Source organism: Aequorivita capsosiphonis DSM 23843, from assembly GCF_000429125.1.
Classification (GTDB): Bacteria; Bacteroidota; Bacteroidia; order Flavobacteriales; family Flavobacteriaceae; genus Aequorivita; species Aequorivita capsosiphonis.
Map to the genome: position 1 here is coordinate 23,381 of NZ_AUBG01000017.1, position 17,528 is coordinate 40,908.

Annotated in this window: 15 protein-coding genes and 1 other RNA gene; 10 read left to right on the plus strand and 6 right to left on the minus strand. The window is 38.1% G+C overall.

Annotation, left to right across the window (positions count from 1 at the left end; genetic code table 11):
* Window positions 1-87 precede the first annotated feature (87 nt).
* Complete coding sequence (locus G440_RS0114665; protein WP_026452003.1) at window positions 88-972, minus strand: hypothetical protein; 885 nt, start codon at window positions 970-972, stop codon at window positions 88-90.
* A 303-nt stretch (window positions 973-1,275) separates the two neighbouring features.
* On the opposite strand from G440_RS0114665, the gene G440_RS0114670 reads away from it, so the two are divergent.
* On the plus strand, window positions 1,276-2,424 hold the full coding sequence (locus G440_RS0114670) for a cysteine desulfurase family protein (protein ID WP_026452004.1): 1,149 nt from the start codon (window positions 1,276-1,278) through the stop codon (window positions 2,422-2,424).
* A gap of 640 nt (window positions 2,425-3,064) precedes the next feature.
* On the opposite strand, the gene G440_RS0114680 is transcribed toward G440_RS0114670, so the two are convergent.
* Both G440_RS0114680 and G440_RS0114685 read right to left on the minus strand, forming a co-directional pair.
* Window positions 3,065-5,524, minus strand: a complete 2,460-nt coding sequence (locus tag G440_RS0114680; protein ID WP_026452005.1) for a TonB-dependent receptor — start codon at window positions 5,522-5,524, stop codon at window positions 3,065-3,067.
* 9 nt (window positions 5,525-5,533) lie between these two features.
* Window positions 5,534-7,225, minus strand: a complete 1,692-nt coding sequence (locus tag G440_RS0114685; RefSeq protein WP_026452006.1) for a M23 family metallopeptidase — start codon at window positions 7,223-7,225, stop codon at window positions 5,534-5,536.
* 150 nt (window positions 7,226-7,375) lie between these two features.
* On the opposite strand from G440_RS0114685, the gene G440_RS0114690 reads away from it, so the two are divergent.
* From G440_RS0114690 to rny, 4 genes are all read left to right on the plus strand, one after another.
* A complete protein-coding gene (locus G440_RS0114690) occupies window positions 7,376-7,666 on the plus strand; it encodes a hypothetical protein (protein ID WP_026452007.1) in 291 nt (96 codons plus the stop codon).
* 10 nt (window positions 7,667-7,676) lie between these two features.
* Window positions 7,677-7,967 carry a cell division protein ZapA gene (locus G440_RS0114695; protein ID WP_026452008.1) on the plus strand — a complete coding sequence of 97 codons (291 nt, stop codon included), beginning with the start codon at window positions 7,677-7,679 and terminating at the stop codon, window positions 7,965-7,967.
* Window positions 7,968-8,020: 53 nt separating this feature from the next.
* Window positions 8,021-8,129, plus strand: a non-coding RNA gene (ssrS, locus tag G440_RS21015) — 6S RNA.
* 56 nt (window positions 8,130-8,185) lie between these two features.
* Window positions 8,186-9,751, plus strand: coding sequence for a ribonuclease Y (gene rny, locus G440_RS0114700; protein WP_026452009.1), 1,566 nt, complete (start codon window positions 8,186-8,188; stop codon window positions 9,749-9,751).
* Window positions 9,752-9,869: 118 nt separating this feature from the next.
* Here the strand turns inward: rny and G440_RS0114705 are convergent, their stop codons facing one another.
* The gene (locus G440_RS0114705; RefSeq protein WP_026452010.1) at window positions 9,870-10,823 is read right to left on the minus strand and encodes an aldo/keto reductase; all 954 of its coding nucleotides are present in this window, start codon (window positions 10,821-10,823) and stop codon (window positions 9,870-9,872) included.
* A gap of 347 nt (window positions 10,824-11,170) precedes the next feature.
* A complete protein-coding gene (xerD, locus tag G440_RS0114710) occupies window positions 11,171-12,067 on the minus strand; it encodes a site-specific tyrosine recombinase XerD (RefSeq protein ID WP_026452011.1) in 897 nt (298 codons plus the stop codon).
* 157 nt (window positions 12,068-12,224) lie between these two features.
* Between xerD and G440_RS0114715 the strand changes: the two genes are divergently transcribed.
* From G440_RS0114715 to aroQ, 5 genes are all read left to right on the plus strand, one after another.
* Window positions 12,225-12,776 (plus strand): porin family protein, encoded by a 552-nt coding sequence (locus G440_RS0114715; RefSeq protein WP_026452012.1) that lies wholly within the window; start codon window positions 12,225-12,227, stop codon window positions 12,774-12,776.
* 246 nt (window positions 12,777-13,022) lie between these two features.
* Window positions 13,023-13,595 (plus strand): porin family protein, encoded by a 573-nt coding sequence (locus G440_RS0114720; RefSeq protein WP_026452013.1) that lies wholly within the window; start codon window positions 13,023-13,025, stop codon window positions 13,593-13,595.
* Window positions 13,596-14,119: 524 nt separating this feature from the next.
* Window positions 14,120-14,689 carry a porin family protein gene (locus G440_RS0114725; RefSeq protein ID WP_026452014.1) on the plus strand — a complete coding sequence of 190 codons (570 nt, stop codon included), beginning with the start codon at window positions 14,120-14,122 and terminating at the stop codon, window positions 14,687-14,689.
* Window positions 14,690-14,797: 108 nt separating this feature from the next.
* Window positions 14,798-15,394 (plus strand): porin family protein, encoded by a 597-nt coding sequence (locus G440_RS0114730; RefSeq protein WP_169718966.1) that lies wholly within the window; start codon window positions 14,798-14,800, stop codon window positions 15,392-15,394.
* A gap of 39 nt (window positions 15,395-15,433) precedes the next feature.
* Window positions 15,434-15,865: a type II 3-dehydroquinate dehydratase gene (gene aroQ, locus G440_RS0114735; protein WP_026452016.1), complete on the plus strand. Its 432-nt coding sequence runs from the start codon at window positions 15,434-15,436 to the stop codon at window positions 15,863-15,865.
* A 111-nt stretch (window positions 15,866-15,976) separates the two neighbouring features.
* Here the strand turns inward: aroQ and lpdA are convergent, their stop codons facing one another.
* The gene (lpdA, locus tag G440_RS0114740) at window positions 15,977-17,353 is read right to left on the minus strand and encodes a dihydrolipoyl dehydrogenase (RefSeq protein WP_026452017.1); all 1,377 of its coding nucleotides are present in this window, start codon (window positions 17,351-17,353) and stop codon (window positions 15,977-15,979) included.
* Window positions 17,354-17,528: the final 175 nt, after the last annotated feature.

A 17,528-nucleotide genomic window follows, 5' to 3' on the forward strand; every position in this document is an offset into this window, starting at 1 on the left:
AGATTGCTCGATAAACACCGATCTTAATGGCACAATATCAATACCGACAGTCGGTAGCGAGTGGTGGCTCAAATTATTCATTCGCCATTACAGAGAGGGTGTAACTTGTTTATTGATAACTTCCACGCTTTCAATGGTTCCCATATCTAAGGTTTCAATGGTTATTTGTTCTTCGCCACTTTCAAGTACCAGGTTTTTTACGGTTATCTGTACGTTTTTCTTGATGGTGTATTTATGTAATCGATATTGGTTCACTTCATAGCTGTTTGAAACCGCAGGGTTTAAGTAGTCTGCACCAACTGTTGGATCTGTTTTATCGTCCGTAGGATCGCGATTCATATTTGCGTCTTCCTTGCGGGTTAAAACACCATCCTCGTCATCGTCATTATCTAGAAAATCTGGGATTCCATCGCCATCGGTATCTTTGGGATTGGTCATTGGATCGTCATCGTCGTCCTCATTATTTAATTCGCGAATGGTAGGCACATTGTCGCCGTCATCATCTTCGTCATAATAATCGGGGATGCCATCGCCATCGGTATCGCCATCGAATTCAAATTCCTTGGGAACGCCATCATTATCGTCATATATAAAGGTAGTGGTTACAATCACCGTTCCAGACTGGGCCAGATAATCTACGGTAACGCTTGGCGTGGTTGGCGGAATGCTACTACAAAAGTAATCGTTGCCTAAGGCGCCGTCATAATTTCTGTAGTTCATAAAAAAGGTAGTACCGTTTAGTGGATACTCTTTTACGCCGTCTTCCTTATATAAACTGTCGGTAACAGACAATTTCAAGGAAAGACTTTCTTTAGCTTCTGGGTTTACCTTATAAAAAACATAGTTTCCCAGGGTGCCGCATTTTTGTAGATCGACATCGTCAAAATTAAAAGTCGTTACTATAATGTCACCGTCATCACAACTTTGAAGAAAGATACTAGCGAAGAAAAAAAGGGCAAGGAATTTATTCATATTTAGTTTTGTTTGCGGGATGATTTACCACGAATGTTTTTGATATGCCGCATAAAGCACCATTGCAAAAATTTCATATTCCTTAAGCTTCGTGAGACACTTATAAAAAGATGCTGCAAAACTATCAAAAAATATAATTCGTGTATTCGTGGTGAATAAAATACATACAAAGTAACGCATTTCTTTTAAACTGAAAGACTGGCAAAACTGATTTAATATGTATTTTTGTACTCTTAAATAGTACCGCTAAAAACGCGTTAAATTGAAAGGATCCTAAATCTATTTGTATAAAAAAATCCTCGAATGAAAAAAGTATATTTTGATAATGCCGCGACCACACAGTTAAGGGAAGGAGTGATTACAACCATTACTGATGTTTTAAAAAATGAATATGGAAATCCTTCATCTACACATTCTTACGGTAGGTCTTCTAAATCGATACTTGAGAATGCTAGAAAAGAGATTGCCAAATCATTAAACGTTTCGGCAAGTGAAATAATCTTTACTTCGGGGGGAACGGAAGCAGACAATTTGATACTTACAAGCGCCGTTAGGGACCTTGGTGTAAAGCGTTTTATTTCCAGCAAAATAGAACACCACGCCGTGCTACATACTTTGGAATGGCTTCAAAAAGAATACGATATTGCGTTGGATTTTGTAAAACTAGACGCCTGCGGACACGTAGATTATGCGCATTTGGAAAGTTTATTGGCAGATACTTCAAAAAGGACATTAGTGAGCTTGATGCACGTTAATAATGAAGTGGGAAATGTGCTTGATTTAAAAAAGACCGCGCTTTTATGTAAAAAATACGATGCCTTTTTTCATAGCGATACCGTACAATCTGTTGGTCATTATGAATTGGATTTTAAAGAGATTCCAATTGATTTTGCCGCAGCGGCAGCCCATAAATTCCACGGACCAAAAGGGGCTGGTTTTGCTTTTATCAGAAAAAATGCGCGGTTACAACCCTTGATTCGCGGTGGGGAACAGGAGCGAGGAATGCGTGCAGGAACCGAAGCCGTTTACGCGATTGCAGGAATGGCTGAGGCCTTAAAAATATCCTATCAAAACCTTGAACAGGAGCGTACTTATATAACTGACTTAAAAGATTACTTTAAGTCGCAGCTTTTACAGAACCTTCCCGGCGTAAAGTTCAACGGAAGTTGTGATAACAATGAAAACAGCACCTATACCTTGTTAAATGCTTGCCTTCCAATTTCTGCTGAAAAAGCCATGTTGCTTTTGTTTCAATTGGATTTACAAGGAATTGCCTGTTCCAAAGGAAGCGCTTGCCAAAGTGGGAGCGAAGGTGGTTCACACGTTCTAAACGCCATCCTTTCGGAAGAAGACCTTAAAAAACCATCCATCCGTTTTTCTTTTTCCAGTTTTAATACGAAGGAAGAAATTGATTATGTGATTGATGTTTTGAAGGAGTTTGTTGAGAATTAAGGAGAAGATGAAAATGAAATCGAAAACGAAATCGAAGATGATCGTTGGTTTTGGAGTTTTGAACTTTCAACCTGCAACCCGCCAACTGTAAAAAAACTCTGTGTGCTTTGTGCCTCTGTGGTTTTATCCACCGCAAAAGCCCGGAGAACGCAGAGTTAAGGCATTAATGAAATCGAAAACGCCGGCCCGCCGTAGGAGCGAAACCGAAAACACTTACCAGCCAAAGTAGGATGACAAATTAAGGAACGTCAATACTTTTGGAATTTTGAATTTCCAAACTTTGAAATTGGAACCTGAAGCCTTGAACCTGAAACCCCTTCCGTTTTACCTGCCGGAGGCATGGCAGCTGGATTATAAATTTAGCGATATAATTAAACTGTTTCCCACCTGCCACTTCTTCGCTGAAAAGCTTCGAAGGGCAAAGCACCTTCCCTGAAAAATTATTCGTCTTTTTATTTTAAAATTACTGAAAGGGGAAGGAGCGCACGTGACTTTCAATATGAAGATGAAGATGAAATTGAAAACGCGTACCAGCCAAAGTAGGATGACGAATTAATGAACGTCAATACTTTTTGAATTTTGAATTTTCAAACCTTGAACCTTGAACCTTGAATCTTGAACCTGAAACCTTTCCTTCCCCTTAAAACTTCGCAGTAAGTCTTACATTAAATACACGTGGCGTTAAATAGTTTGGGATGGAGTATTGCACTTTGGTGTAAACATCTCTAACAAAAGTGTTTGTGATTGAGTTTTGTACATCAAAAATGTTGTATATCTCTGCGCCAACAGTCAATTCCTTAAAAGGCTTTAACCAGCCACTGTCTCTTAGTTTTGTGTCGTCCACAATTACATAGCTCATCCCGATGTCTGCGCGTTTGTAATCCGGTAAACGCACTTGATATTTATATGGATCGGCATAACTAGGGGAGCCGCCCGGAAGTCCTGTGTTATAAGTTAAGTTTAGATACATTTTCATAGAAGGGATTACTTTAATATAATCCTGGAAGAGCATTCCAAATTTCAGGCGTTGATCTGTTGGCCGAAATATATAGCCGCGATCATCGATGTTTTCTTCTGTTTTTAAATAGCCAAAACTCAACCAGCTTTCTGTCCCAGGGACGAATTCACCCGCTAATCGCAAATCAAGTCCGTAGGCATAGGCAACGGCGTTGTTATTAGCTCGGTAACGAATGCGTACATTTTCTAAGGAATATGGGTTTACATCGGTCAAATGCTTGTAGTAGAGTTCGGAGTTTAACCTAAAAGCACGATCCCACATTTTAAAACTGTAATCGTTTCCAAATACAATATGAATGGATTTTTGCGCTTTTACATTTGGACGAACGGTACCAGATGAGTCACGCAATTCTCGATAAAAAGGCGGTTGGTTGTAAACACCACCAGAAAGACGGAAAAGCATATCCATATCCCAGTCTGGTTTTAAGGCTACTTGTCCGCGTGGACTAAAAACAGTCTGCGTATTGCTTTCGATGTTTTTTCCGCTTACCGTCCAATTGTGGGCGCGAACTCCGGCGTTTAACCAAAGCTCACTATTGCCAAGATTCGTTTTTCTACTCCATTGCGCATATCCTGAAAAACGATCAATTTGAGTGTCGTTAAGCGCACGGACATCTGTATAAGGCACTATTGGCGAAGTGTCTGCCTGATAAGGTTGATTGTTCGGTGGAAATATTGGTGGTCTTATAGAAAACCCAGCAGAATCAATAATTTCATATTCCTGAACGCGGTCTCTAATATCCTCGCGGGTGTATTTGATGCCGTATTCAAAATTATTTTCTTCAATGGAAAGGTTTCCTTTATGTTCTAGGTTAAGAATCAGCGCATCCAAGTCATTCCGGGCGTGGGTGAGTTGACCACCTATTCCGCGGGTGAATTCTACTTCACCTAAATCTTCGCCTCCAATTTCGGTATTCACTTCCCCTAAACGATATTCAGCGAGAATGTCAAAATGTTCCTGCTCTGTAGTTTGGTATAGCGAGCCAATAAATTTAGCCGTATAGTTATCTGAAACTACCCAAGTAGATTTTAATGCTCCAAAATACGTGCTGTATTTATCTTCCTCCTGCCCTTCATAAAAAACAAGCAAAGCAATAGGATCGGTAATGGTACCGAAATTTGTCTGTCTGGTTAATGGTTTGTATTTGTATTCGTTTAAAGAAATATTTCCTAAAAAGCTAAGTTCAAATTTATTGCTAAACTTATAGGTTAAATAAGTCTGTGCATCTGCAAACTTCGGTCTATAATTGGTTTCTGTCTGTTTTGAATTTACAAAAAGACTGTTATCTCTATAGCGAATTCCCATAATTCCGGAGAGGCGGCCGTTTTTTGAAACTCCTTCCACAGAAGCGCTTGCCCCCAAAAGACTTGCATCTATTGTTGCCCCAAAGCTAACTGGACGGCGGTAGGTGATGTCCAAAACTGAAGAAAGCTTGTCGCCATATTTCGCTTGAAATCCACCTGCGGAAAAATCTACGTTACTAGTAAGGTCGCTATTTACAAAGCTTAAACCTTCTTGCTGCCCGCTTCTAACCAGAAACGGACGATATACTTCTATGTCGTTTACATAGACCAAGTTTTCGTCATAGTTTCCGCCACGAACGGCGTATTGGGTGCTCAATTCATCATTTCCACTAACTCCGGGAAGTGATTTTAGCAAGTTTTCAACCCCTGCATTTGCACCAACCATTTTACGGATCACTTCAGGGGAAATAGTAGTAACACCTTGAACGCGCTTATTTTCACGACCCGAAATAACTACTTCACTTATCTGCTCGATTGTCGTGTTAATAACTGGGTTTAGCTCATAATCTTCGTTTGGTGAAAGATTCACCGTTACTTGTACTTTTTTATGACCAACGTGTGAAAACGTAATGGTAATATCTTGGTTTGAAGGGATTTCCAACAGATAGAAACCATTGAAATCTGAAATAGTTCCCGTGTCATTATACAGTACGTTTGCACCAGCGATCGGCAAGCTGTTTTCGTCAAGAATAATTCCTTTTATGACGGCTTTTTGAGCAAACACAACGGTTGCGAAAAGAAATAAAAGGAGCGTGAGCGATAGTTTAGTTGTTTTCAAAAGCAAGGCTTAGGGGTGTTTTCTGAAAAATTTTGCTTCAAATGTAGCACTATTTCCAACATTATCTGTTACAATAACTTTCAAATTATTCTCAGAATCTAAATTCACATTATCATTGAAATTATAAGTTAGAACGTCTTTTTTGTACTCATATTCCATTAAAACGAATTTTCCATTGATAGTTGCTCTATATGAGCTTATACCGCTAAGGTCATCCGTTATTTTAACCTGAAGAAAGTTTTGGTTGCTAATCCATTTCCCTTCTGAAAAATTAACGGGTTTAATTTCTGGCGGAATCGTATCTGAAGCAATTACATAGGTGCCAAAGGTTCTAGTCTTTGTAACGAGTTTATCGTTTATTCGCTTCGTTGAATTGTAATAGGGGAGTCCCCTGTAATTCAATCTTCCTATATATAGCTTGTCTTTATCTACATCTTTATATGCTGAAATATCTGCCGTGATTGAAATATTGGTGTGAATAGGGATCACGTCTTCATGGAAAATTAAGGTATCTCCTTCATTTTTTATATTGAGATAGGTGTCTTCATATAGGCTGTTCGCAGGTATATAAATGCTGTATTTGCCTTTGGTTATGGAGTTGGAATGATCTGCATAAATATAGTCGTCTGTTTTAACAATATTCTTCGGTTCCAGAATCTCCATTTTAGCACCTTCAATTGGCACCGAAATAAACCTTCTATTACCCTTAAAGTCTGAAACTTCTATGGAATATATGGAATGCAGGCTGTCTTTTACGGTTACAAAACCGTTATCATCTTCTTTGGTAATTATGCTTAGCGGATTGTTTGGCTCCCTAAATAACTTTTGAACTCTACTTTTGTTGGTTTCCCAGTATTCATAGTCTACATAACGATTTAGGTATCGAGTTTCGGAAAACGCAAACTTATTGAAGATCACTTCAAATTTTTCAGCACCATTAAATCGCGTCTCTATTTTATAACTTCCGTTTTTATTTGAAGCACCATCCAGTTGGTCATAGGTGGTAATTCCGAAGCCAATTTTACCATAAGCGGTTATATCTTCGGTTTTAAAGTTGCCATCTTTTTGCTTTATTAAACGTAGCTTCGTTCTGTTTTGGCCTTGATTGACGTGCGCATCTTCCCCAATGGGATAGGCGAATATTGCGCTGACAATTGGAGTTTTTGAATCTGGCACCTCAATTCCAAAGAGAAGTGGATTCATGGGTCTTTGGGCTGCATCGCGGATTTCAAAATGCAAATGCGGACCGCCACTACCGCCTGTATTGCCGGTATATGCAATTAAATCGCCTTTTTTAACGTGCAACAAGGTTTTATCTGGGAAAAGCTCTGTTTCGTAGGTCTCCTTTTCATATTGTGTATCCTTAACATATTTTTCAATAGCCCCAGCATAGCTTCGCAAATGACCATATACAGTGGTGTAGCCGTTCGGGTGAAGAATATATAGAGCTTTCCCGTAGCCGAAACTTCCAACTTTTATTCTACTAACATAACCATCGGCAGGCGCAAAAACGGGTTGCCCTTCCCGCTGTTTGGTTTTAATATCCAAACCACTGTGGAAATGATTGGAGCGCAACTCACCAAAACTGCCTGAGAGAATCAGATCAATCTCTAACGGATTTGAAAAGTAATCTGTGGGAATATTGCTTTGGCTATATGCAAACCCACTAAAAAGCAGGCAAAAGGATAAAAACTTCTTCATGCTGCAAAATTAAGAATACGTTGCAATTAAATGGAGGGATGTGTGATTAATTGCAGGGCTTTTTCAATATTTCAAAAAATTATGAAAAACTGTTTGCGTATTAACGATGGTATGCTAACTTTGTGTTAGAAGTATTGAACACAGAATTTAATGAGTAATCTTTCTGAAATAGTTGATTCTCTTGAAAATAGGATTGGCGAGCTGCTCACAAGGCACGAGAAATTGAAAAACGCCAATGCGGAATTAGAAGAAGAACTCAAGGTTTTAAAACTAAAACAGCCAAAATTCGAAAAGGAAATTGAGTCTTGGTCTGAAAAGTGTGAGTCATTAAGGCTGGCAAATTCAATACTTGGCAGCAACCAACATAAACGAGAAACTAAACTCAAGATAAACGCGCTCATTCGGGAAATTGACCAGTGTATAACTAGTATTTCCGAATAAAAATATAACAATGGCCGAACCATTAAAAATTAAACTATCAGTAGCAGACCGGGTTTACCCTCTGACCATCAATCCGTCGCAGGAAGAAGGCCTTAGGTTGGCTTCAAAAAAGATAGAAGAAATGATTAAAAAGTTCGAAAAAAGTTATGCCGTCCGCGACAAGCAGGATGTATTGGCCATGTGTGCCTTACAGTTTGCCGCACAGGTAGAGCAAAAACAAATTGATACCACTAGCGTCACGCAAGAAACAGAGGAAAAGCTAAAGACTTTAAATCGTTTACTGCAGGAGCAGCTATCATAACGTTCTTTAAATTAAATAAGGTTACTGCCTACATTAATACTAATTTTTGGTAAACTCAACACGAATTCTTTAAAAAGGGTGAGTTAAAGTTGTAAAAGCGAGCCGTCTTTGAACGGATACTTGACCAGCTTGTTAGCCCTAAACATTCATTTTAAGGAGTTTATTCAAAATAAATATATTGATGTAGGCTTTTTTTATACATATAATTCAACGAAAAAATGGACATCATAATAACTAGTGTAATCGGCGCCATCGTTGGTATTGCTATTGGTTTTTTTATTGCAAAAATGTTGGAACGCAGCAATGCTTCCAAAATGATTTTAAGAGCAAAGAAAAGCGCATCATCAATACTGAAAGAAGCGAAATCTGAAGCTGAAACTATCAAAAAAGATAAAATACTTCAGGCCAAAGAAAAGTTCTTAGAACTTAAATCGGAACACGAAAAAGTAATATTAAGCCGTGATAAGAAAATTTCTGACGCAGAAAAAAGAACTCGAGATAAGGAATCACAAGCCTCGGGCGAGTTGGCAAAAACAAAGAAACTTTCTGCAAGTCTAGAATCTAAACAAAAGGATTTTGATGAAAAAATACTTGTACTCGACAAAAAACAAACGGAGGTTGAAAAACTTCACAGAAGTCAAGTAGAGCAATTGGAGGTTATAAGCAGTCTTTCAGCAGAAGATGCGAAGTCACAATTGATGGAGAGCCTTAAGGATGAAGCTAAAACACAAGCAATGGCTTACATTCAGCATTCTGTGGAAGAGTCTAAAATGACTGCACAACAGGAAGCAAAAAAAATAATTATCAATACTATTCAACGCATAGGGACCGAAGAGGCGGTAGAAAACTGTGTTTCTGTTTTCAATCTTGAAAGTGATGATGTAAAAGGTAGAATTATTGGTCGTGAAGGTCGAAATATTCGTGCTATTGAGGCCGCAACTGGCGTTGAGATTATTGTTGATGACACTCCTGAAGCTATTATTCTTTCCTGTTTTGATTCCGTTAGAAGGGAAATTGCCCGTTTATCACTTCATAAATTAGTGACGGATGGACGTATACACCCAGCGAGAATTGAAGAAGTGGTTCAAAAAACTACGAAACAAATTGAAGAAGAGATAATTGAAGTAGGAAAGCGTACGGTTATCGAATTAGGAATTCACGGTTTACATCCTGAGCTTATCAAGGCGGTAGGACGTATGAAGTATCGCTCTTCTTATGGTCAAAACCTTTTGCATCACTCACGCGAAGTTGCGAGACTGTGTGGTGTTATGGCTGCGGAGCTTGGCTTAAACGCTAAACTAGCCAAACGCGCAGGATTGCTTCACGATATTGGGAAAGTACCAGAAACCGAAACCGAAATGCCACACGCACTTTTAGGAATGCAATTGGCTGAAAAATTTGGTGAAAAACCAGAAGTTTGTAATGCTATTGGTGCTCACCACGACGAAATTGAGATGACAGGATTACTTTCACCAATCGTTCAGGTTTGTGATGCTATTAGCGGTGCAAGACCTGGAGCAAGACGTCAAGTATTGGACTCTTACATCCAGCGTTTGAAGGACTTAGAAGATATTGCTTTCGGTTTTGGAGGTGTTAATAAAGCTTATGCAATCCAAGCTGGACGTGAACTTCGTGTAATGGTGGAAAGTGAAAAAGTGAGCGATGAAAAAGCAGCGCAACTTTCTTTTGAGATCTCACAAAAAATACAAACTGATATGACGTATCCAGGACAAGTTAAGGTTACTGTTATTCGGGAAACACGCGCAGTTAATATTGCGAAGTAAAAGCCCCCTAGCCCCCGAAGGGGGAAATCTTACTCTAACTTAATAAAAAAAGCTCCGAAGGGAGCTTTTTTTATTTATAACAGTGGAGTTCCCCCTTCGGGGGCGGAGGGGGCTGTTATTAGGAGGCTTCATCATAAAGGTTTTCATAACCTTTGGAAGGCTCCTCAAAGAACTTTCCGTTGATATATCTATAGTGACGATCTAGTTTGGCTATTTTTTTCATATCCGAATCGGTTAGCGAAACATCTGCCGCTTGAAAATTGGCGATTATATGATCTTTAGTGGTTGATTTTGGAATGGCGGCGCAATCTCTGTGATTGTGCCAAGCAATCAACACTTGTGGAACAATAGCGCTGCGGTCTCGCGCTATTTCCTTTAAAGTATCAATTTCCATCATATTGGGTTCGTCATCAGCTTTCATGGCCTTGGAACGGTCTCCAGAGCCTAATGGAGAATAGGCGGTTACCAGAATGTTTTCACTCTTGCAATAGGCTAATAAAGAATCCTGTTGTAATAAAGGGTGAAGCTCCACTTGGTTCATTTCAGGTTTTATTGTTGCCTTTGAAACGAGATCTTTTAATTTCTTTTCACTAAAATTAGAAACGCCAATATGTTTTGCCATTCCATCCTTTTTAGCTTCTTCCATCTGCATCCAAGTGTCAATAATCGGTGCTTCTTCAGGAGTTAGATAGTCATCTGGTTTCTTTGGAAAATCGACTCCATTTCTGAAGGCAACGGGCCAATGAATAAGGTAAAGGTCTAAATAATCGAGTTTTAATTTTTTTAATGAATCCTGTAATGCTGGGATTACTTGGCCCTCAGCATGGGCATCATTCCAAAGTTTTGAGGTTATAAATAGGTCTTCGCGGAATATTTCACCTTCGGCAAATATTTCGGCAAGAGCTTCACCAATAATTTCTTCATTTCCATAATTTTTAGCAGTATCTATGTGCCGATATCCCGCATAGATAGCGTCTTTGACTGCTTTTTTTAATTCATTTCCAGTTGCTTTCCAGGTTCCTAAGCCTATGGCGTGCATGGTATCTCCGTTTTGGAATTTAAGTGTTTTCATAATTTTTTCGTTTTAAGAATATAATTTTGAAATTACGAAAGAGTATCGCCAGAGTAAAGGATTTGAGGGAGTTTGGGTTTTATTTAACCCAATGGAAGTGGAAAGTGTCTAGGAGTCTAGGAGTAATGGTGGCCGTAGCACTAGAAGAGTTTAAGTGTTGAGGAGTTTAAAAGTTTATCGTAAGGAGGAATAATTTCAAAAACGTATTTTTCAGGATGATGCTTATGAAAGACGGCCAGTTTGGAATTTGGAATTTATTTTTTGGAATTTTGCCTACTGCCTACTGCCTACTGCCTACTGCCTACTGCCCATTGAATACTGAATACTGAATACTGATCCCTGAGAACTCACTTCCTAGGGTGATACAGATTAATAACTTCCGTTAAATGCTTTCTATCAATATGGGTGTAAATTTCAGTAGTAGTAATACTTTCGTGGCCAAGCATTTGTTGGATGGCACGTAGATCTGCGCCGTTTTCTAAAAGATGTGTGGCGAAAGAGTGTCTGAAAGTATGGGGGCTAATATTTTTTTGAATTCCTGCTTCTTTGGCCAAACGTTTTACAATGGTAAAAATCATGGCTCGCGTTAGTGATTTTCCGTGTCTGTTTAAGAACAGGGTGTCTTTAGCTTGCGAATCTATATCTTGGTGTACACGGATTTCCTTTCTATAAATATTGATATATTTTACGGTGGTTGGTCCAATGGGAATCAAGCGCTGTTTGTCGCCCTTTCCTGTTACTTTGATAAAATCTTCGTCAAAATAAAGATCTGATATTTTTAGGTCAGTCAGTTCCGATACACGGAGTCCGCAACCATAAAGGGTTTCAAGGATAGCACGATTGCGTTCGCCTTGTTTGGAGCTTAGGTCGATGGCTGCAATAAGTTTATCAATCTCCTCAATTGCAAGGGTGTCAGGCAGTTTTCGTCCTAATTTTGGGGATTCAATAAGTTCTAAGGGATTCGTTTTTCGGAAATCTTCAAAAATCAGGTAGTTGAAAAATCCTTTCAATCCAGAAATCAGCCGACTTTGTGAGCGTGGATTCACTTTTTTCGCAATATCATAAATGAATTGCTGCAAGGTTTCTTCGGAAATAGTGATAGGAGAGTGTTTTACTTCATTATTTTCTAGCCACCGCATCAGTTTCTTTACATCTAAAGAGTAGTTGACAATGGAATTCTCTGACAGGCCACGCTCTAGGCGGAGGTAGTTTTGATAGTCCTTTAAAGTCTGTTGCCAATTCACAGTGCTATATTACTACTAATAACGATTAAACAAACAAATTTACAGTGCAAAATTTAAATGGGTGTACGGAAATAGTTAACAAAAAACTAAATATATCTTAAGCTTCCACAATAAAGGTATCTTTGTCGGTTAATAAAAAAATTTAAAATTTAGTATTATGAAAAAACTAATGATAGCGGTAGTCGCAATCTTTATGGGAACAACTGCTTTTTCACAGGAAATTGATCTTGGTATAAAAGCTGGGGCTAACTTTGCTAATATTTCAGATGCAAGTGGACTTTCAAACAAAACTGGTTTTCAAGCGGGTATATTCGCAGGAATAAAGTTTACTGATAAAGTTGGGATTCAAGCAGATATGCTTTATTCACAACAAGGAGGTGACTTTGATTTTGGAGATTTTGATCTTACCTATATTAACGTTCCAGTTGTGCTGAAATATTATTTATTTCAAGGCTTAAACATACAGGCTGGACCGCAATTTGGTTTTATTGTTGACGACAAGATAACTGTTGACCTTGGAGATGTTGTAACTGATGCTAAGGCTGAAAATTTCGACCTTTCAGGTGTTGTGGGCGCAGGATATGACTTTCCTTTTGGAATTCGTCTAGATGCTCGTTATAACTTCGGACTTACAGATGTCTCTAAAATAGATGGAGCTGATGGAAAGAATAGTGTATTTTCAGTTGCATTAGGATACTCTTTCTTATAACCAACTTAATATAATAATTATCTAAGCCGTCCAATTTGGATGGCTTTTTTTATGAGTTATAGGTTTGAATTTTTTCGAACGAAGCTCCTTTAAACCAATCCAATTTCGGCCAGACTCTAATTATGCTGTCGCTTAGTAGGTTTGATTAATATCATTAAAAATAATACTTAACATAAAGTATATACATTTTAGAATGTAAGATTAACTTATATTTGCGTTTTAACTAAAACTCAAAACCTAGTTATTATGAGAAAATTGATTGCTGCAGTGATGATTATGTTTATGGGAACCACCGCATTTTCACAAATAGATATAGATCTTGGAATTAAAGCTGGTATTAACTTTTCCAATATAAGAGATCTAGACGCTCTAAACCTACAGTATAAAAAAGGTCTTCAAGCAGGTGTTTTTGTGGGAATAAATTTTTCAGAAAAGTTTGGGGTACAAGCAGATTTACTTTATTCGGAACAAGGAGCAACAATAACAAAAGCGAATGGAAGGTTTGATTTAACCTATATCAACTTACCGATTGTTTTTAAGTATTATTTAGTGGAAGGTGAAGGTTTGAGCTTTCAAATTGGACCGCAATTTGGTTACTTAATAGATTCTGATTTAAGAGCAGTCTATCAAGGAGTTGGAATAACGGCTGAAGCTAATGATCTTGATATTTCCGGTGTAGCAGGTTTTGGTTATGAATTTCTAGATGGGTTTCAAGTTGAGGGTCGGATTCATCTAGGTTTCACCGATATCACAGACGATCCTCGAGCTAGGGGAACACACAAATTTGCCTCGGTAGTTTTAGGCTATTCTTTTCTGTAATTATAGCATTCAAAAATTAAATATATGAAGCCACCATTTCCGGGTGGCTTTTTTGTTAAAAAAACTTATTATTGTTCGATTAGAGTAGTGTTTATTTGATTTTAGTCTAGAAAACCGCATGTCGTATAATTTGGCTTATGAGGCTAGGCTTGGATGAGTTCTCTTTTTTTACTTACACTGAATATATACCGGCATAATGCTTCCAGGAGCAAAATTTAAACAAATGCACCGAAGCCGTCATATGGAAACATTCGCAATAAATATCTTATGGTTTTAAGGGGTTTTGCTTTCACCAAATTCTAAATAATAGCTACCAAATACTAAGTCGGGGTTGCTCATTCTATAGAAGATAGATAGGTTTGTTCATTAATAAAATTCAATCATTTTTTTAAATTAAACATTTTCACCCTTATATTATACATTGTAATGTTTTAAAACAGAAAGCATTCTAGTCTGAAAGAAGTTTATTATATTTAGAAACGACAATAGTGTCTTTAATTATAAATTTTTAAATCTTAACCATTATGAAAAAAATTTTACTCTTTATTGCAGTTGTAGCCTTGACGTGTACCACTGCACAATCCCAAGAAATTCGATTGGGAGCAAAACTCGGTCTTAATGTAGCTTCACTTGGAGGTGATAGTTATGGCTTAGGAAGTTTGGGCTCTAGAACCAGTTTTCACCTTGGTGCTTTAGCAGAGATTCCATTAAAAGGCAACTTTGCCTTGCAACCAGAGATATTATACTCTTCCGAAGGATCGGATTTTAGCTTTGGTTCTGCGAGTAATGATATTAAATTAGACTATATCCGTGTTCCTGTTTTGGCCAAATATTATATTATTGAAGGCTTGAGTGCCGAATTAGGGCCCTCTTTTGGCGTTTTAGTCTCAGCAAAGGCAGGTGATGAAGACGCTAAAGATTTTTATAAATCTTTTGACGCTGCCATAGCGGTCGGGGCCACCTATAGACTTAATATGGGAGTGTTCTTTAGTCTTCGCTATAACAAAGGATTATTGGATGTAAATGATATGGACGAAGATAATTATAAAAACCAAAGTAACGTCTTTCAAATTTCAGCGGGATATTCCTTCTAAAACAACTTAAATAGATATTGAAAAAGCAGGAGCCTATTGGTTTCTGCTTTTTTTATTTGCTATTTTTTATTAATATTACATTAGTTTATGCTTGTAAAACAGTCTATTATGAAAAAATTCTACTTAATAATTATTGTGACTTTCTTTATTAGTACTACATCCACTTCACAAAATGTGGTTTACGGCGTAAAGGCCGGAATGAATCTTTCAAAATTCAGCGGGAGTACCAATGACCCATATTCTGGATACGACGGAAAGGTTGGATTTCATTTGGGCGGGATTATTGAAATCTCTCTAACCGAAATGTTTTCAATACAGCCTGAATTACTTTATTCATATCAAGGAACCAATATAAATTCAGGCGCTGGCAGAATCGGTACGCATAATGTACAAGTACCAGTTCTTGGGAAATATTATATCCTAGATGGCCTAAGCGCTGAAGCTGGTCCTGTTATGGAGTATTTAGCATCTGCAAAATATAATGCAACTTTAACGAGTGAAGGAGGGAGAGAGACTATAGATATTACCGATAACTACAAATCTTTGAACTTTGCTTTCGGTTTTGGGGCTTCCTATAAATTGATTTCAGATTTATTTTTTGGAATCCGCTATAATTTTGGAATATCAAATATAAATGATGCTGATTTAAAAGACTCAAAAACAAAAAGCAATGTTCTTCAATTATCGGCCGGATATTTTTTCTAAATAAACCTTGGTACTTTATATTTCATTTATATTTGAAATATGAAAATAATCATCATTAACGGTCCCAATCTTAACTTGCTCGGGAACCGAGAAAACAACATTTACGGAAACGAAACTTTCACCGATTTTTTTGCAAAGTTGCAGCAGAAATTTTCAAAGATAGAACTTTCGCATTTTCAATCGAATATTGAAGGGGAGCTAATAGACAAAATTCAAGAAACTGGATATAATTATGACGGAATCATTCTGAATGCCGCTGCTTATACCCATACTTCTGTGGGAATAGCTGATGCCGTAAAAGCCATAACAACCCCAGTGGTAGAGGTTCATATTTCAAACACCTTTTCGCGTGAAGACTTTAGACATAAAAGTTATATTTCGCCTAATGCCAAAGGTATTATTGTTGGCTTCGGATTACAGGGTTATGAATTGGCGTTGTTAAGTTTAGTCCCAAGCCCCCAAGCCTCCTGACCCCCAAAGGGGGGAACTCTTACTTAAACTCAATAAAAAAAGCTCCTTTCGGAGCTTTTTTATTTTATAACAGTGAAATTTCCTCTTTGGGGGCGGAGGGGGCTGTGGCCCTTATAAATGTATCACTTCCCCATAAGCATCTGCAACAGCTTCCATAACTGCTTCACTCATCGTTGGGTGTGGGTGAATTGCTTTAAGCACTTCGTGGCCCGTGGTTTCCAATTTTCTTCCCAATACTGCTTCCGCAATCATATCGGTAACGCCGGCACCAATCATATGGCAGCCTAACCATTCGCCATACTTAGCATCAAAGATTACTTTTACAAAGCCGTCTTTTTCGCCTGAAGCGCTCGCTTTTCCACTGGCTGAGAAAGGGAACTTCCCAACTTTAAGTTCATAACCAGCTTCCTTTGCTTGTTTTTCAGTCATACCAACGCTGGCAATCTCTGGACTTGCATAGGTGCAACCGGGGATATTTCCGTAGTCAATTGGTTCTACATTAAGACCTGCGATTTTTTCAACACAAGTAATTCCTTCGGCAGAAGCCACGTGGGCTAGGGCAGGACCCGGAACAATATCTCCAATTGCATAATAGCCTGGAATGTTGGTTTGATAGTAATCATTAACCATTACTTTTCCTTTGTCGGTAGCAATACCAACATCTTCTAGCCCGATGTTTTCAAGATTGGAAGCAATACCAACAGCAGAAAGAACAACTTCGGCTTCAAGAATCTCTTCCCCTTTTTTAGTTTTTACAGTGGCATTCACCAATTTTCCTGAAGTATCCAATTTTTCAACTGAAGAATTGGTCATAACTTTTATTCCCGCTTTTTTGAAAGAACGTTCAAATTGTTTTGAAACGTCTTCGTCCTCCAAGGGAACAAGAGTTGGTAAAAACTCTACAATAGTAACTTCAGTTCCCATGGAATTGTAGAAATGAGCGAACTCAGAGCCTATAGCGCCACTACCCACAACTATCATACTTTTTGGTTGTTTTTTTAGAGTCATAGCTTCGCGGTAGCCAATAACTTTTTTACCATCCTGTTTTAGATTTGGTAATTCGCGAGAGCGCGCCCCCGTAGCAATAATTATATGGTCTGCGGAATATTCCTTTCCATCAACGTCCACTTTTTTACCGGTTTTCAGTTTCCCGTAGCCGTTAATAACGTCAATTTTATTTTTCTTCATTAAAAACTGAACCCCTTTGCTCATGCCTTCTGCAACACCGCGGCTTCGTTCAACCACTTTTCCGAAGTCTTTATCAAATTCCTTTACGGTAAGACCGTAACTGTCTGCGTGTTTTAGATAGTCAAAAACTTGTGCGCTCTTTAAAAGTGCTTTTGTGGGAATACATCCCCAATTTAAACAAACGCCACCAAGGCTTTCTTTTTCAATAATGGCTGTCTTTAAGCCTAATTGTGAAGCTCTTATGGCGGTAACATAACCTCCTGGGCCACTTCCTAAAACTATTACATCGTATTTGCTCATTTTCTGAATTTAAGTCTGTGTTTTTCGAAGCTACGAAATTACGAAATTCAAAAGGAATTAAATGAAATTCCAAATAACAAAAAGCAAATAACAAATGCCAAAATCCAAATTCCAAAGAACCGACCTCTGGAATTTGGTTTTTGGGATTAATTGGTACTGGAAATTTGTGATTTGT

Excerpts from the sequence above, each read along its gene's own strand:
- G440_RS0114665 (WP_026452003.1), bottom strand. The coding sequence starts at position 972 with ATGAATAAATTCCTTGCCCTTTTTTTCTTCGCTAGTATCTTTCTTCAA.
- G440_RS0114670 (WP_026452004.1), top strand. The coding sequence starts at position 1,276 with ATGAAAAAAGTATATTTTGATAATGCCGCGACCACACAGTTAAGGGAA.
- G440_RS0114685 (WP_026452006.1), bottom strand. The coding sequence starts at position 7,225 with ATGAAGAAGTTTTTATCCTTTTGCCTGCTTTTTAGTGGGTTTGCATAT.
- G440_RS0114690 (WP_026452007.1), top strand. The coding sequence starts at position 7,376 with ATGAGTAATCTTTCTGAAATAGTTGATTCTCTTGAAAATAGGATTGGC.
- G440_RS0114695 (WP_026452008.1), top strand. The coding sequence starts at position 7,677 with ATGGCCGAACCATTAAAAATTAAACTATCAGTAGCAGACCGGGTTTAC.
- rny (WP_026452009.1), top strand. The coding sequence starts at position 8,186 with ATGGACATCATAATAACTAGTGTAATCGGCGCCATCGTTGGTATTGCT.
- G440_RS0114705 (WP_026452010.1), bottom strand. The coding sequence starts at position 10,823 with ATGAAAACACTTAAATTCCAAAACGGAGATACCATGCACGCCATAGGC.
- G440_RS0114715 (WP_026452012.1), top strand. The coding sequence starts at position 12,225 with ATGAAAAAACTAATGATAGCGGTAGTCGCAATCTTTATGGGAACAACT.
- G440_RS0114720 (WP_026452013.1), top strand. The coding sequence starts at position 13,023 with ATGAGAAAATTGATTGCTGCAGTGATGATTATGTTTATGGGAACCACC.
- G440_RS0114725 (WP_026452014.1), top strand. The coding sequence starts at position 14,120 with ATGAAAAAAATTTTACTCTTTATTGCAGTTGTAGCCTTGACGTGTACC.
- G440_RS0114730 (WP_169718966.1), top strand. The coding sequence starts at position 14,798 with ATGAAAAAATTCTACTTAATAATTATTGTGACTTTCTTTATTAGTACT.
- aroQ (WP_026452016.1), top strand. The coding sequence starts at position 15,434 with ATGAAAATAATCATCATTAACGGTCCCAATCTTAACTTGCTCGGGAAC.
- lpdA (WP_026452017.1), bottom strand. The coding sequence starts at position 17,353 with ATGAGCAAATACGATGTAATAGTTTTAGGAAGTGGCCCAGGAGGTTAT.